We start from the raw sequence: 15,426 nt of genomic DNA on the forward strand, positions 1-15,426 counted from the left end.
AAGCAATTTTGATAAGGATCGCGGAGTGGTCGGCGGCCAGAAAGCTGGGCCGGACAGTTTCTCTCGGATTGCGGTCGACCATCGTTTTTCGGGCCGTCCACGCGCAAGCCGACTGCCGACTGACGATCGGGAGCGATTGCCTGGTCCAGGGAGAATTTTACCTGGAAAGATCAGGCGCCGGCATCACGGTCGGCGATCGCTGTTACATCGGCGGCGCCAAACTGATCTGCGCCGACCGGATCGAGATCGGCAGCGACGTCATGATCGCCTGGGGGGGGCAGATTATTGACCATAATTCCCATTCCCTCAACTGGTCGGAGCGGGCTAACGACGTGCTGGAACTGGCGAAAGGCCGGAAAGACTGGGCCAAGGTCAAACGGGCGCCGATCGTGATCAAAGATAAGGCGTGGATCGGTTTTAACGCGATCATCCTCAAAGGGGTGACGATCGGCGAGGGAGCGGTCGTCGCCGCCGGCAGCGTGGTCACGAGCGACGTCCCGGCCTATACCGTGGTCGGCGGCAATCCGGCCCGGGAGATCAGGAAGTTATGACGAAATACCTGGTCACCGGTTTTTCCGGTTTCGTCAGTCAGCATTTTATCGCTTATCTGGCCGGGCAGGGCGAGCAGGCCGAAGTGCTGGGGGTGGATATCGCGCCGCCCGATCCGGCATTTGCCGGTTATCCGGGGTTAAAGATCGAATACGCGCCGCTCGATCTGCTGAATAACGCCGGGCTTAGGGAACTGCTCGCGCGGTTCCGGCCCGACCGGATCCTCCACCTGGCTTCCTTCAGCAGCGTCGCTTTCAGCTGGCAAAATCCGATCCTCAGTTTTCAGCACAACACCAATATCTTTCTCAACCTGGTGGAACAGGTCCACAAGCTCGGCCTGGATTGCCGGATCATTTCGGTCGGCTCCTCCGATGAATACGGCCAGGTGGCGGAAAACGAGCTCCCGCTCACCGAAGAAAGCCCGCTCCGCCCGGCCAGCCCTTACGCCGTGGCGCGGGTCTCGCAGGAGATGCTGTCGCGGTTGTTCGTCGACGGCTACGGCCTGGACATTATCATGACCCGCTCGTTCAATCACATCGGGCCGGGACAGCGGGAGACGTTCGTGGTCGCTTCCTTCGCTAAACAGCTGGTCGAGGCGAAAAAGCGCGGTCTTCATAAGTGCGAGCTGGTGACGGGCGACCTCGACGTGGTCCGCGATTTCTGCGACGTGCGCGACGTTGTCCGGGCCTATCACGGACTGTTCCGCCAGGGGACCAAGGGGCAGCTTTACAATATCTGCAGCGCCCAGGGGCACAGCCTGCGCGACCTGGTCGCGCTGCTGGCCGAGCTGCTGGGGATCGAGGTCGTGACCAAGGTGGACCGGGCCTTGATCCGGCCCAATGAGATCAAAATGATCGTCGGTGCCAATCAAAAGATCGCCAAAGAGACCGGCTGGCGGCCGCAATACGATCTGCGCCGGTCATTGCGGGACATCCTCGATTATTGGTCGGCAAAATGAAAGTTTTATACGATCACCAGATATTTACCGAGCACCGTTACGGCGGCGTTTCGCGGTATTTCTGCGAACTGCTCCGGTCTTTCGCTGTTGATCGGCAAGTAACCAGCGAATTGGCGCTGGTTTACAGCGATAATGAACACTTAAAAGCGCTGCGGACGGTAGGCGGCGGGCGGTTCTCTTTTGCCAGCGGTTTTTTGGGCGGACGCGATTTTCGCGGCAAGGCCAGGCTGTTCGGCTGGCTGAATCAGGCTAATTCGCTAAAACGATTGCGCCAAGGCGATTACGACCTTTTTCACCCGACTTATTACGACGATTATTTTTTGAGCGCTTTGGGCAATAAACCTTTTGTCCTGACCGTTCATGACCTGATCCACGAGCTTTATCCGGAATATTTCGCCCCGCATCATCCTTTGGCCGCCCGGAAACGGCGGTTGATCGAGCAAGCGCGCCGGATCATCGCGATCTCCGAGCAAACGAAAAAAGACCTGGTCAGGGTCTTGAACGTCGCTCCGGACAAGGTCACGGTCGTGCACCTCGCCAGTTCCCTGGGCGGCGGCCGGGTTGCGGTTGGGCCGGCGATCAGCCGGCGGGTCCCGCCCAAATACTTACTGTACGTCGGCAATCGCCAGGCTTACAAGAATTATGAGCTTTTGGTGCGCGCGATCAGGCCTTTACTACTGGCCGATCCGGATCTGCTGCTGGTCTGCGCCGGTCCGGCCTTTACTCAGCAAGAGGAGCGCTTGTTGGTTGAGCTGGGGTTGCATGGGCGGGTCAGAGGTTTTTACATTGATAGTGACGTCACCTTGGCTTATTTATACCAGAACGCTTTAGCCTTTGTTTTTCCTTCATTGTATGAAGGTTTTGGCTTACCCGTGCTGGAAGCCTTCAGCTGCGGCTGTCCCGTGGTCCTCAGCAATGCCAGTTCCTTGCCGGAAGTGGCGGGTGAGGCGGCGGAATATTTTGAGCCGAAAAGCGGCGCGGACCTGCTTAAGGCGGTTACCGCGGTCATCGGCGATCAGGCTAAACGGGCCGCTCTGGTAGCGAAAGGTTATGAGCGGTTAAAGAAGTTCTCCTGGGACAAGACTGCGGCCCAAACTAAAGAAGTTTATCGGGAGGCATTGGCGTAGTCATGGATCAATCATTTCCCAGGATCTCGATCGTGACCCCGTCATACAACCAGGGGCAGTATCTGGAGAAAACCATTTTATCCGTCCTGGAGCAGGGCTACCCGAACCTGGAATTCATCATTATGGACGGCGGCTCGACCGACAACAGCGTCGAGATCATCAAAAAATATGAAAAGCGGATCGCCTATTGGGTCAGCGAACGGGATGAGGGGCAGTCGGACGCGATCAGGAAAGGGTTCCAGCGCGCCAAGGGGGAGATCCTGGCCTGGTTAAATAGCGATGATACTTACCCGCCGGGGACATTGCACAAAGTCGCGCAATATTATAACCGGCACCGGGATATCGACGTCATCTATGGAAATCTCTTATTGATGGATGGCGCCGGGAAGATCTATGATGAAAGAAGGGTGATGCGGCCGATCCCCTGTTTAATGGGCTACGGGCTGCTCTACGGTTATTTCGCTTTTTACCAACTGTCGGCGTTCTGGACGCGCGCCATATATGACAGGGTCGGGGGGGTTGACCCGGCACTGACGCAAGGGATGGATAACGACCTGATAACCAAATTCGCTTTTGCCGGCGGCCGGTTCGGCAAGCTCAACGATCAGCTGGCCGTTTTTCGGGTCCATGAACTTTCCAAGACGTTCATTCTCAGCGGCGGGATCCATTTAAAGGACCGGGCAAGGATATTCGCGAAATACGGGGCCAAAGAATCCGGTTGGCGGCCGGTGCTCTTGAAAATCTTGTTAAGGATAGTAAAGATCGGCTCATTCATCGCGCAGGGCGATGGCATTTGGTTCCTGGCCAGCATGATCAAGAAAAAATATTTCCGGGATAAAACGCCGTGAAGATCACCATCAGATCGATCGTTAATGGTTTAATTCTGATTATATTCATGCTAACCCCGATCTTCGGTTGGCAGGAGCTCTTGACATCTTTCCCCGGCTTCAGCGGCATTATGAGCTCCGGCCCGATGGTTTTGATCAAGATCATCAAAGACCTGGTGCTCGGGATAATCGCCGTCCTTTTTATGATTGACCTGTTAGTCGCCAGGCGCAAGCTGGTAGAGAACGCCTGGCTATGGCTGCTCATGGGCTTGCTGCTCTTGTCCGCCGCCAGTACGTATTTTTATGAGCCGATGATGGCGATCGTCGGGGTGCGGGTCTTTTCCCCGTTCATTTTGGTGTTCGTTAGTTACCGTTTTTTTGACCTGCCGTCGTTCCGTCGGATCAAGAACGTCTTGTTCGCCGTTTGTCTGTTGGAATTTGCGGTCGCCCTGGTCCAGCGGAGCTTTTTTTACGGGATGCCGGCGCTCTTTGGTTCGCGCGTCTTCGGCACTTTTACGGCGCCGGGCGCTTTTGCGGCGTTCATTTGTTACGTGCTTTGCCTGCAAATGGGGGATGATCTGGCCCGCCATAATAAGGTCAAGATCCGGACCTGGGTCTTTTATCTGTTATCGATAGTCTTTATTTTGTTTGCGGCTTCAGGCGGCGGGCTGGTCAGCCTGGCGGTGATCGCCGTAGTGTATTTCCTGGTTTACGCCCGGGTCGATGTCTTGATCAAATACATGCTGGTTCCGGTCATCTTGATCATCCCTTTGGTCGCGTTCAGTAATCTCCCCTTATTGACCGGGCGCAACCAGATCATTTCGGAATCGGGGAGCACCCGCTTGAGCATCTTCGTTGAGATGATCTCAACTTTCGGGATAAAGGAGATGGCGATCGGCAAAGGCCTCGGCATCGGGAGCAACGCGGCGGCGACGATCCAAACGTATAACATCGTTCCGGGCATGACCGGGGACGAGGATATCCTTATCGCCGATTCGTTTTATGCCTCGGCCTTATCACAGGTCGGGCTTGTTTTCCTGGTAGCTTTTATCGTTTTTATGCTGAACCGCTTCCTTTTTGCCTGGCGGAATAAAATGAGCGGGATCAACCCGACCATCATCTTGACGGTCCCTTTGATCTTAGTCACTTCAATGACCGGGATCATTACGGAATCATTCCCGCTCAACTGGCTGATCTTCATCTTGTTCGGCGTGGCTTTAAAGGAGCAGGATAATAATAATGCGGCCTGAAATGGAAAAACTGAAGAAGCTGCTGGCCAGACGGTATAAATGGGAGGCGCACCCGTACCAGCCGGCCGATGACCAGGCGATGCTCCGGATGTGGCAACAGGAACATCAGGACGACGACCGCTGGACGCAGGAGTATTTCACTTGGGAATACCAGAAAAATCCGGCCGGGAAAGCGCTCATCCAGCTGGCCAAGTCGCAAGGCGAGCTGATCGGCCAATATGTGCTGATGCCGCTGCGGTTCCGCCTGAGAGGGAAGGAGATGCTTGGCTCGATCGCCCTGAACACCTTGACCCGCTCCGACCATCGCGGCCAGGGGGTCCACGTCTTGCTGGCGGAAGAAGCTTTTGACGAATGTGCGCGCTTGGGGATCGCCTTTTCTTACGGCAGTCCGAACGAGAAGGCCTATCGGGGGACCGTCACGAAAATGGCTTTCGCGGACATTGGGAAGATGGTCTTGATGGTCAAGGTCCAGGGGATCAAGCAGTTATTGCCAGCGGTCTTTCGCCGGCAGCCGTTAAAGCTGGTTTTAAACCTGTTTTCGCCGCTCATCTCCCTGCTGCTGAAGGTAGTTTTTTTCGCCCGGCCCGTGAAACCGTGCCCGGGCTTGAACATCCGGAGTACCGCCGAGATCGATCGGCGCTTTGACGACCTCTGGGCGAGAGCGCAAGGCCAGTTCATCAATGCCGGGATCAGGGATGCCGAATACTTGCGCTGGCGCTACCTGGACAAACCCGGTGAGCCTTATAAAATATTGGTCGCGGAAGAGCCTGGCCGGTTGGCCGGTTATGTTGTCCTGGCGCAAAGCGAACGGCTGAACGGCGTAATGGGGATCATCGTAGACATGTTGCTGGCGGAAGGCGAGGGGCAAAAAGCCGTCGCCGGTAAACTGCTCGAGGCGGCGGAGAAAATGTTCCGGCAAATGAACAAGGAGATAGTCGCTTGCCTGGTTACGCCCAACTCCAGCCTGGAAAAATATCTGGCCCTTGCCGGTTTCCGGCGCTGTCCGGACCGCTTCAAGTCCGGCCCTTTTCCGATCATCATCCGCAATCACGGCGGTCTGCTGGATGCCGCCCAGACGCATGATCTGAACGACTGGTATTTGACCTTTGGTGATTTTGACATTTATTAAAGGATGGACATGATTAAAAGAACGGTGAAGAACCTGGCGGCTTGCTTGTATTTGTATTCCGGCCTGGCCTTTTTGTCTGCCGTTTTCCTGCAGCAATTGTTACTGCGCCGGAAAAAAGTGCTTATTCTCATGTATCACGGGGTCGCGGAAAAAGAGCTGCTTTACGCCGACAATGTTCCGTTGGCGCGTTTCCAGCGGCAGGTCGAATACCTGCGCCGCTGCTATGAAATTACGGGCTTGGATCAGGCCTTGGACTATCTTAACGGCACCTATCGTCCGCAAAAACCGTTAGTAGTGCTGACCTTTGACGACGGTTATGAGGGCGTTTTTGCGCATGTCTCCCCACGGTTCTGCCAAGCGGGGATCAGGGGAATAACCTTTTTACCCACTCGGCATATTGGCAGCGCCGGTGATTGGGAGCGGGCCGAAAAAGGGTATAAAGGCAAGATCATGAACTGGGAGATGCTTAAACAACTAGTGAGGGATAAGGCGATCGAGATCGGCTCTCACGGCATTACGCACCGGAAAATGTCCGCCTTAAGCCGGGCGGAGGCCCTCCAGGAGCTTCAAGGCTCAAAAGAGGCGATCGAGAAGAAACTGGGCATTCAGGTGCGGTTCTTTGCTTATCCTTATGGACAAGCCCGGGAATGTACCCGGACGATCAAGGAACTGGTGCAAAAGGCCGGCTATGCTGCTGCTTGTTCTACCATCTGGGGGCGGCATTCCGGGAAAGATGATATCTACGCGCTGCGCCGTCTCCGGGTCGATTATGATGACAGTCTGTTCGAGTTCAAGCTGAAGCTCTGGGGCGGTTATGATTGGCTGGAAGCGGTGCACTTGCTAAAAGGGATGTTGCGGAAATGAAGATCGCGCTTAACTTTCTCTCGGCCCAGATCGGCGGCGGAGTCTCTTTCGCCCGCGAACTGACGGCCGGCTTGCTGACAGAAGACCGGGAGAACGAATATCTCGTTTTTGTTCCGGCGCAGTTGCAGATAGAGATCACCGGCGCGGTCACGAGCAGCCGCAACCTGACGGTGGTCGGCTTCAGGTCGCCAAATATCCTGGTCAGGTTGTTCAGGGAACAGTTGCAGCTCCCTTTCTTGATCCGGCGGAATCGGGTAGACGTTCTTTTAAGCCCGGCGAACCTGGCCTCATTTTTTGCGCCCTGCCGGCAAGTGCTCTGGATCCAGAACATTGACCCGTTCCATTATTTCCGCAATGAAGGGCGGGTCAGGCAGACTCGTAACCGGCTTTTATTCTGGCTGGGCAAGCTGTCGATCAAGATAGCCGCCCGGGTGGTCTTTTCTTCCGCTCATTCCCGCGCCCTGGTCGAGCGCCGTTTGGGAAAACCGTTAAAAAAAGCGGTGACCATCAATCTGGGGGTCGCGGCAGAATACTTTGCGTCCGCCAAGCCGGCGCCGGACGCCCGGCCCGGTTACATCCTGTCGGTCTCAAATATCTCCAAACGGAAAAATTACGAATTACTGCTGCAAGCGTACGCCTTGTTAAGCCCGGCGCTGCAAGCAGCGCACCGTTTGGTCCTGGTCGGCCGGGTCGCGCCCGGGTATCAGGCGGAGCTCCTTAGCCGGCACAAAGCGGCGTCGGCTAAGGTCGTTTTTACCGGCGAGCAAAAGGGGCGAGCCCTGATTGACTATTACCGTCAGGGTGGTATATTTATATTGCCGTCGCTGGTCGAAAGTTTCGGCTTGACGGTCGTGGAAGCGATGGCATCCGGGCTCCCGGTCCTGGCGGCTGACGCGACCTGCCTGCCGGAGATCGTCGGGGAGGCCGGACTGCTTTTTGACCCCCATGATCCGGCCGACCTGGCCGGGAAGATCACCCGGGTATTGACCGACGAAAAGCTGCAAAAGGAACTGATCGCCCGGGGGAAAGAGCGCGCGGGACAATTCCGCTGGAGCCAAACCGCCAGGCGCTTGCTGGCGGTATTTAAGGAGCTTAGTTAGCGTGGCAAAAGTATTTATTGACGAGATCGCCGGCCAATTGCCGGCTAAGTTACGGGCGGCCGCGGTCTGGACCGGGCTGGATAAAGGCCTGGCCGGACGGCTCGTCTTCCTCAAGCCGAACCTGACCTACCCGAAGTTCAAGCCGGGGGTCACGACCACGCCGGCGCTGCTCGAGACGCTGATCGTGCTCCTTAAGGAATACGGTTGCCGGATCATCGTCGGCGAATCCGACGGCGGCTACAATTCTTACGCGGTCAAGGACGCTTTCCACGATTACGGGCTTTACGACTACGAAAAGAAGTACGGGATCCGGGTTGTGAACCTTTCCCAGCTCCCGTTCGGCTTCCTGACGATCAATAAATTCGGCCGGGAGTTCAAGGTGGAGATCCCGCGGCTCTTGACCGACGAGATCGAAGGCTTTATTACCCTGCCGGTCCCCAAGGTCCACGCCATGACCCAGATCAGCCTCTCTTACAAGAACCAGTGGGGGTGCGTCCCCAACGTGATGCGGCTCCGCTATCACCCGGTCTTTAACGAAGCGATCTTCGCGATCAACCGGGCGATCAAGAACAAATACACGATCATCGACGGGACCTACGGCCTGACGCGGAGCGGGCCGATGGTCGGCGACGCTTTCGATCTCGGCTGGGTCCTGGCGTCGGACAGCTTTGAGGCCGCCGACCTGGTGGCGTCCCGGCTGATGAAGGTCGACCTCCGGCAGATCAGGCATTATTACCTGGCTTATAAGAATAAACTGGTCCCGCGGCTGGAGGAGATCGAGCTGAACCAGGCTATCGGCCGGTTCGTCTCCGACCGCTTTTACTTAAAGCGTGACATCTGGAGTTACCTGGCGCTGTCGGCCTGGCTCCACCCCGTGATCAATTACACTTTTTACGAATCGCCGGTCTCTGACCTGCTCCATAAGATCATGTACACGTTCCGGCAAAAACCGATCAGTGAATAACATTAAGGAAGGGGAGCGAAGATGAAGCAGTTGATCCAGAACTATAAATCGGGCGAATTAATGCTGGCCGAGGTGCCGGACCCGCTGCTGCGGCCGGGCGGCGTCGTTTTCCGGACGGTCAACTCGCTGGTCAGCGTCGGCACGGAAAAACTGATGATCTCCCTGGCCAAGAAAGGTTATATCGGCAAAGCGCTGGCTCGGCCCGACCTGGTCAAGCAGGTCATCAGCAAGATCAAGGTGGACGGCCTGATGGACACTTATAAAGCGGCGATGAGCCGGCTCGATTCGCCGGTCACGCTCGGTTACAGCTCCGCCGGCGTTGTGACCGGGGTTGGCGAGGGGATCACCGCCGTCAAGCCGGGCGACCGGATCGCCTGTTTCGGCGACGGCTACGCCACGCATTCGGAACAGAGCTATATCACCAAGAACATGTTCGTGCCGGTCCCGGAGGGGGTCTCGTGCGAAGAGGCGGCTTTTGTCGGGCTTGGCTCGATCGCGCTCAACGCGATCCGCGTCGCCAACCTGACGTTCGGCGAGAAAGTCGCGGTCGTCGGGTTAGGTTTACTCGGCCAGTTAACGGTCCAGATGCTTAAAGCGTTCGGCTGCCAGGTGATCGGGATCGACATCAGCCAGGCGAAAGCGGAGATGGCGAAGCAGTTCGGCTGCGACCGGACGGCGCTGATCGGCCGCGACGACGTCGCGGAGCAGGTCAACGAATTCACCGGCGGGCTCGGGGCGGACGCGGTGATCATCATGGCCGGTTCCCAGGACAACAAACCGATCGAACTGGCGGCCGAGATCAGCCGCGAACACGGGCGGATCGTCGCCTGCGGCATGATCTCGCTTGACGTGCCGCGCCAGGAGTTTTTCAAGAAAGAGCTGTCGGTCATCGTGTCGCGGGCGACCGGCCCGGGCAAGTTCGATCCGCTCTACGAGTCAAAGGGGATCGATTATCCCTTGCCGCTGGTCCGCTGGACAACCCAGCGGAACATGGCTTGTTTTCTCGATCTCATTGCCGCCGGGAAGGTCCGGGTCAAGGAGTTGATCTCGCACCGTTTCCCGATCGACGACGCGCTGCAGGCATACGAGATGATCCTGAAAGGGACCGCTCCTTATCTGGGAGTGCTTTTGAGCTACGGAGCGGAAAAACCAGCGACGGGGAAGGTCTCATTACCGATAACCGCGGCGGCGGCGCGGCCGGCCGACGCGGTCAACCTCGGTCTGATCGGCGCCGGTTTGCATTCCAATACGAGCATCTTGCCGGCCTTAAAGTCGCTGCGCGCAGCCAACCTGGTCGCGGTCGTCGATGCCGAAGGGTTCAAGGCGGAGCACACCGGCCGGAAATACGGCTTTGCTTATTGCGCGACCGATTACCAGGCGCTGCTGGCGGACAAGAGCGTCAACGCGGTCATCGTTGCCACGCGCCATAATCTGCACGCCAAAATGGTCATCGACTCCCTGCGGGCGGGAAAACATGTCTTTGTGGAGAAGCCGCTGGCGCTGAACCAGGCTGAGCTGGACGAAATAACCGCGGCCTACAAGGCGGCGGCCGCCAAGAACGGCGCGATCCTGATGGTCGGCTTTAACCGGCGTTTCGCGCCGCTGACCGTAAAAGCCGGCGAATTGCTGGGTAAGCCGGGCAATATGGTGATCAACTGCCGGGTCAACGCCGGTTTCGTGCCGAAAGAAAGCTGGGTCCACGACGCCGCCGAAGGGGGCGGGCGGGTGGTTGGCGAGGTCTGCCATTTTCTCGACCTGATCCAGGCGCTGACCGGTTCGCTGATCGTGAGCGTCCAGGCGAGCGCGACGGCGGAGAAGGGCGAGGATAACATGGTCATCAGCCTGCGGCTGGCCGACGGTTCGGTCGCTTCGCTCCTCTACGCGTCCCAGGGCGACCGGCTGCTGCCGCGCGAGCGGCTCGAACTGTTCAGCGGCAACGCGGTTTGCGTGATCGATAATTTTAAGTCGCTCTTCCACGCCAAGAACGGCCAGGCGACCAAGAAGTCGTTCCTGAGCCTGGACCGCGGTTACGAAGCGGAATTCCGGGCTTTCTGCGCCGCGGTCAAAAGCGGCCGCGCGCCGGTCGGCTTCCGGGAATACTGGAACGCCACCGCGGCGACGTTCGCGATCGAAGCGGCGATCAGGAGCGGCCAACCGGAAAAGGTCGAGGCGGGGCCGGCATGAAGATCCTGATCCTGTCGGAATCGTTCCCGCCCGAGACCAAGTCGTGCTCGACGCTCTTTTTTGAACTGTCCGAGTCGCTGGTCAAGAACGGGCACGAAGTCTCGGTGATCACCCGGCTGCCGAAATATAACGTCGCCGACGGGGTCGATTTGGGCAAGATACCTTCTCGAGAAACTATTTCCGGTGTTCAGGTTTACCGTTATCAGACTCCCCCGCTCGCCAGGGACATACCGGTAGTTCGCGGACTGGAGCATTTTCTTCTTGGGTTGACTTTCTTTTGGGGCGGGCTTTTTCTCGGCCGGTTCGATGTCATTCTGGTCTATTCGCCGCCGCTGCCGCTCGGCATCGCCGGCTACTGGCTCGGCAAGATCAAGCGCTGTCCGGTCGTGGTCAACATCCAGGACCTTTACCCGCAAACGGTCATCGATCTCGGCCTGCTCAAGAGCCGTTTGCTGATCAAGGTGTCCCAAATGATGGAACGGTTCATTTACCGGCGGTCCGCCGCCTTGACGGTCCATTCCGCAGGGAACAAGGAATATCTGGTCAACCACGGGGCCGCGGCGCAAAAGGTCCGGGTCATTTATAACTGGGTCGACGTCGACCTGATCAAACCGGGGGACAAGGACAATCCCTTTGCCCGACAATACGGCTTGAAAGATAAATTCGTCGTCTCGTTCGCCGGCGTCATGGGTTTCGCCCAGGGATTGGAAGTGGTGATCAGGGCGGCGGAACGGCTGCGGGACAAACCGGACATCTTGTTCATCATGGTCGGCGACGGGACCAAGAAACCGGAGCTGGAGAAGTTGACCGCTGAGCTTGGCCTGAACAATGTCCGCTTCATCCCAACCCAGCCGGTCGCCCTGTATCCGCAAGTGCTGCACGCTTCCGCGCTCTCGCTGGTAGTGCTCGATAAGACGCTGGTCACCCCGGTGGTGCCCGGCAAACTGCTTTCCGTGATGGCGGCCGGCATCCCGGTCGTTGCCAGCCTGCCGCTGGTCGGCGACGCGCCGAAGATCATCGCGGAGAACGGCTGCGGCGTGGCGGTGGCGGCGGGCGAACCGGCGGCGCTGGCCGAGGCGATCGTCAGTCTGTACAATGATGAGCGGTCCCGGCGGCAGATGGGGAGTAACGGGCGCCGGGCGGCGGAGAAGCTCTTTTCCCGCCAGGCCTGCGTCCAGGCGTACGAAGAACTGTTTCGCGATCTTTAAGGAGGGGTAAAGATGGATTACAAGGCGGAGTATAAAGGGAAAAAGGTCCTGATCACCGGCGGGGCGGGGGCGATCGGTTCGAACCTGACCCGGGCGATCGCGTCGCTCGGCGCGGAACGGGTGATCGTGCTCGACGATCTCTCGTCGGCGGAAAGGTGGAACATCCCGTCGCTGCCGAACGTCCTTTTTTCCGAAGGGGATATCCTGGACGAGATCAAGCTCAAGCGGGTCTTTTTTGAAGCGCCCGATTACGTTTTTCACCTGGCGGCCTTTTTCGCCAACCAGAACTCGCTCGACCACCCGGAGCGCGACTTGCAGGTCAACGGGATGGGGACGCTTAAACTGCTGGAGTATTGCGCGCTGACCAAGGTCAAGCGCTTTGTCTACGCCTCGTCCGGCTGTTCGATCTACGGCAGCCACGCGCCGATGCCGCTCACGGAGGATTTTATGTCGCTCCACCTGTCCACCCCGTACCAGATCACCAAGATGCTGGGCGAACTGTACGCCAATTTCTTTCAGCACCAGTACGAAGTGCCGGTCGTCAAGACGCGGTTCTTCAATTCCTACGGGCCGGGCGAGATCCCGGGCCAGTACCGGAACGTGATCCCGAACTTCATCTACTGGGCGATGAGCGGCAAGCCGCTGCCGATCACCGGGACCGGCGAAGAGACCAGGGACTTTACCTTTGTCGGCGATATTGTTGACGGGCTGCTGCGGGCCGGCGTCATGCCGTCGGCTGTTGGCGAAGAGTTCAACCTGGCTTCGGGGCGCGAGATCGAGATCCGCCAGCTGGCGGAAATGATCAATAAGCTGACCGGCAACAAGGCGGGGATCAACTTCGCGCCGCGCCGCAAATGGGACACCAAGAGCCGGATCCTGGCCTCGGTCGACAAAGCGCACAAAGTGATCGGCTACACCCCGAACACGACCTTTGAGCAAGGTTTGCCGCAAGCGATCGACTGGTTCAAGCAGAACTGGGACAATATCGCCAAAGCCGCCAGTTTCGGGCCGGGCGCTTCTTCGGCGGTCAGGTCGGTCGTTGGTAAATGAGCGAGCCGCTGCTGTCCGTTTGCCTGGTCAACCATAACGCGGGGGAGCTGACCCTGAACTGCCTCCGCTCGATCCGGGCGAAAACGGTTGACCCCGGTTATGAGATCATCCTGGTCGACAATGATTCGACCAACGATGGTCTAGCGGCGATCACCCGCGAGTTCCCGCAGATCACGCTGATCCGCAACGACCGGAACGTCGGATTCGCCAAGGCCAATAACCAGGCGATCCGGGCCGCCAGGGGGAAATATCTCCTGCTGCTGAACAACGACACGCTCCTCCGCAACGACGCTTGCGGCCGGATGGCGGCTTTTATGGAGGGGCACCCGAAGACCGGCATCCTGGCGGGGAAACTCTATAAACCGAACGGCAAGGTCCAGCGCAACTGCCGCTCTTTTTACAAAACTCCGTTCGATACGATGTTCGGCCGGGCTTCGCTGCTCAGCAAGCTTTTCCCCGGCAATCCGGTCACCCGGCGCAATACCTTGTCCGATTGGGATTATAATTCGGTCCGCGAAGTCGACTGGGTCTCCGGCGCCTGCATGATGGTGCGCCGCGCGGTTTTTGACCGGATCGGCTTATTGGACGAGCGCTTCTTCATGTACTGGGAAGACACCGACCTGTGCAAACGGGCAAGGGACGCCGGCTGGAGCGTCTGGTTCACGCCGGAGGCGGAGATCACTCATTTGACCGGCCAGGGCGGGGGGCGGCGAACGCTCAAGACCAGGATCTTCATGATCTACGAAATGCATTCGTCCGCCTATTACTATTTCCGTAAACATTCTTACCGGAGCTCCTGGCACCCGCTGGCGGTCGTTTCTTACCTTGGTTTGTTGGCGCTGGTTGCCGGTAAAACGGTCTACGAGACGGTCAGGAGCCTGTTCCTGTTCGCTTCTTTCCGGTTAACACGGCGATGATCTGGCTTTTGCTCGGCCCGGCGCTGGCGTCGCTCTGGTATGTTATCCAGTTCCATTTGCCGTTCCCGGTGGCCGACCAGTGGTCGCTCGCCGCCAATATCGACAGTTTCAACTTTCACTATCTCTGGCAGTCGTTCAGCGTCCACCGGATGTTCTTCCCGAAGCTGGCTTTCGCGCTGCTGGCGCGGGTTTCGCATTGGAATATCCTGTGGGAAGTGCTGGCGAACTGGGCGGTCTTCACCGCTTACGTCTTTTTCCTGAACCAGGCGCTTAAGCGGCGCGACCTGGTAATTACCGGCCTGCTGGCGGTTTATTTTTCGCCGCTCAATTACCAGAACCTGATCTGGGGCTTTCAGCTCGATTATAACCTGGCCGCCCTTTTTTCCGTCGGCGCGCTCTCTCTGGCCGCCGGATTGCCCGACCGCTTCGCTAATAAGTCTTTGGCCCTGGCCGCGTTAGCCGCCTTGCTGGTCCTGGCGGCCTATTCGCAAATGCCCGGTCTGGCGGCGGTGCTGGTCGTCTGCCTCCTGGCCGGATATCATTGGCACCGTCGGCGGTTGGCGTCTTTTTACTTTGGTGTTCTGGTAACGGCGGCGCTGGCGATCACGGTCATTTATTTTATCGGCCTTCAACCCGAGCCGGGAGCGGTCGGTTTTGGCCTGACCGGCATCCTCAAGCTGCCGATCTACCTGCTCATCTACGCGGGCGGGATCTTCACGACCGCCCGGGTCGGCGGCGGGCAAGTTTTGACGCTGGCGGCGGAAGCCGGTTCTTTGTTCGTCGGTTGCGGGCTTCTGGCCGGTCTGTTTTACAATGCCGGTGATATTGCCCGCCGTTTAAAAGAAGGGATCGACCAGGGCCGTTTGTTCGCCCTGGCGCTGATCGCTTTTTCCCTCTTGACCGGGCTATTGATCTATCTTGGCCGGAGCGAAATGGGGCTTAGCTCGGCACTGACCTCGCGCTACAAGATCTTTGGCATGCTGTTCGCGCTCGGTGCGGTCTACCTGATCGCCGGCGGCCGTTCCCCGGCCTGGCTGAGCGGGCGGGCTAAACTGGTCAAGCTTGGCCTGACGGCCGCTTTGGCCGGATTACTCCTTTTTAACTGGTTGGTCGGATTGGCGATCGGCGCGAAGTGGGGAGAGAAATACCGGGTGATCGGCCGGTGGATGCGGACCGGCGACCGCGCGGTCCTGCGCTCGGCTCCGCGCAATTATTTCGGCAATCTGCCGGCCAAAAAACTGGAGAGCGTCTTGGCAGGACTAAAACATAAACGCTATACTATATTCCGGTGAGCAATGA

Annotated in this window: 14 protein-coding genes; all 14 read left to right on the plus strand. The window is 58.1% G+C overall.

Annotated features, from left to right (window positions below):
• Window positions 1–8 precede the first annotated feature (8 nt).
• Genes WC529_06985 through WC529_07050 form a run of 14 tightly spaced genes read left to right on the plus strand, consistent with a single transcriptional unit; the run spans window position 9 to window position 15,419 of the window.
• Window positions 9–551, plus strand: coding sequence for an acyltransferase (locus WC529_06985; protein ID MFA5114018.1), 543 nt, complete (start codon window positions 9–11; stop codon window positions 549–551).
• On the plus strand, window positions 548–1,507 hold the full coding sequence (locus WC529_06990) for a GDP-mannose 4,6-dehydratase (GenBank protein MFA5114019.1): 960 nt from the start codon (window positions 548–550) through the stop codon (window positions 1,505–1,507). Before WC529_06985 ends, WC529_06990 begins: the two co-directional genes overlap by 4 nt.
• On the plus strand, window positions 1,504–2,634 hold the full coding sequence (locus WC529_06995) for a glycosyltransferase family 1 protein (protein ID MFA5114020.1): 1,131 nt from the start codon (window positions 1,504–1,506) through the stop codon (window positions 2,632–2,634). The genes WC529_06990 and WC529_06995 overlap by 4 nt, the downstream gene beginning before the upstream one ends.
• A gap of 2 nt (window positions 2,635–2,636) precedes the next feature.
• Window positions 2,637–3,482: a glycosyltransferase family 2 protein gene (locus tag WC529_07000; GenBank protein ID MFA5114021.1), complete on the plus strand. Its 846-nt coding sequence runs from the start codon at window positions 2,637–2,639 to the stop codon at window positions 3,480–3,482.
• Window positions 3,483–3,529: 47 nt separating this feature from the next.
• Window positions 3,530–4,711: a hypothetical protein gene (locus tag WC529_07005; GenBank protein ID MFA5114022.1), complete on the plus strand. Its 1,182-nt coding sequence runs from the start codon at window positions 3,530–3,532 to the stop codon at window positions 4,709–4,711.
• A 1-nt stretch (window position 4,712) separates the two neighbouring features.
• Entirely contained in the window at window positions 4,713–5,840 is a 1,128-nt protein-coding gene (locus WC529_07010) for a GNAT family N-acetyltransferase (GenBank protein MFA5114023.1), read from the plus strand.
• 3 nt (window positions 5,841–5,843) lie between these two features.
• Window positions 5,844–6,704: a polysaccharide deacetylase family protein gene (locus WC529_07015; GenBank protein ID MFA5114024.1), complete on the plus strand. Its 861-nt coding sequence runs from the start codon at window positions 5,844–5,846 to the stop codon at window positions 6,702–6,704.
• A complete protein-coding gene (locus tag WC529_07020) occupies window positions 6,701–7,804 on the plus strand; it encodes a glycosyltransferase family 1 protein (protein ID MFA5114025.1) in 1,104 nt (367 codons plus the stop codon). The genes WC529_07015 and WC529_07020 overlap by 4 nt, the downstream gene beginning before the upstream one ends.
• Window position 7,805: 1 nt before the next feature.
• Complete coding sequence (locus WC529_07025; GenBank protein ID MFA5114026.1) at window positions 7,806–8,768, plus strand: DUF362 domain-containing protein; 963 nt, start codon at window positions 7,806–7,808, stop codon at window positions 8,766–8,768.
• 21 nt (window positions 8,769–8,789) lie between these two features.
• Entirely contained in the window at window positions 8,790–10,952 is a 2,163-nt protein-coding gene (locus WC529_07030; GenBank protein MFA5114027.1) for a bi-domain-containing oxidoreductase, read from the plus strand.
• On the plus strand, window positions 10,949–12,160 hold the full coding sequence (locus WC529_07035) for a glycosyltransferase family 4 protein (protein MFA5114028.1): 1,212 nt from the start codon (window positions 10,949–10,951) through the stop codon (window positions 12,158–12,160). The genes WC529_07030 and WC529_07035 overlap by 4 nt, the downstream gene beginning before the upstream one ends.
• Window positions 12,161–12,172: 12 nt before the next feature.
• Window positions 12,173–13,210 (plus strand): NAD-dependent epimerase/dehydratase family protein, encoded by a 1,038-nt coding sequence (locus WC529_07040; GenBank protein ID MFA5114029.1) that lies wholly within the window; start codon window positions 12,173–12,175, stop codon window positions 13,208–13,210.
• Complete coding sequence (locus WC529_07045) at window positions 13,207–14,127, plus strand: glycosyltransferase family 2 protein (protein ID MFA5114030.1); 921 nt, start codon at window positions 13,207–13,209, stop codon at window positions 14,125–14,127. Before WC529_07040 ends, WC529_07045 begins: the two co-directional genes overlap by 4 nt.
• On the plus strand, window positions 14,124–15,419 hold the full coding sequence (locus WC529_07050; GenBank protein MFA5114031.1) for a hypothetical protein: 1,296 nt from the start codon (window positions 14,124–14,126) through the stop codon (window positions 15,417–15,419). Before WC529_07045 ends, WC529_07050 begins: the two co-directional genes overlap by 4 nt.
• The last annotated feature ends 7 nt before the right edge of the window (window positions 15,420–15,426 follow it).

This window comes from Candidatus Margulisiibacteriota bacterium (genome assembly GCA_041650855.1).
Classification (GTDB): domain Bacteria; phylum Margulisbacteria; class WOR-1; order O2-12-FULL-45-9; family XYB2-FULL-48-7; genus JALOPZ01.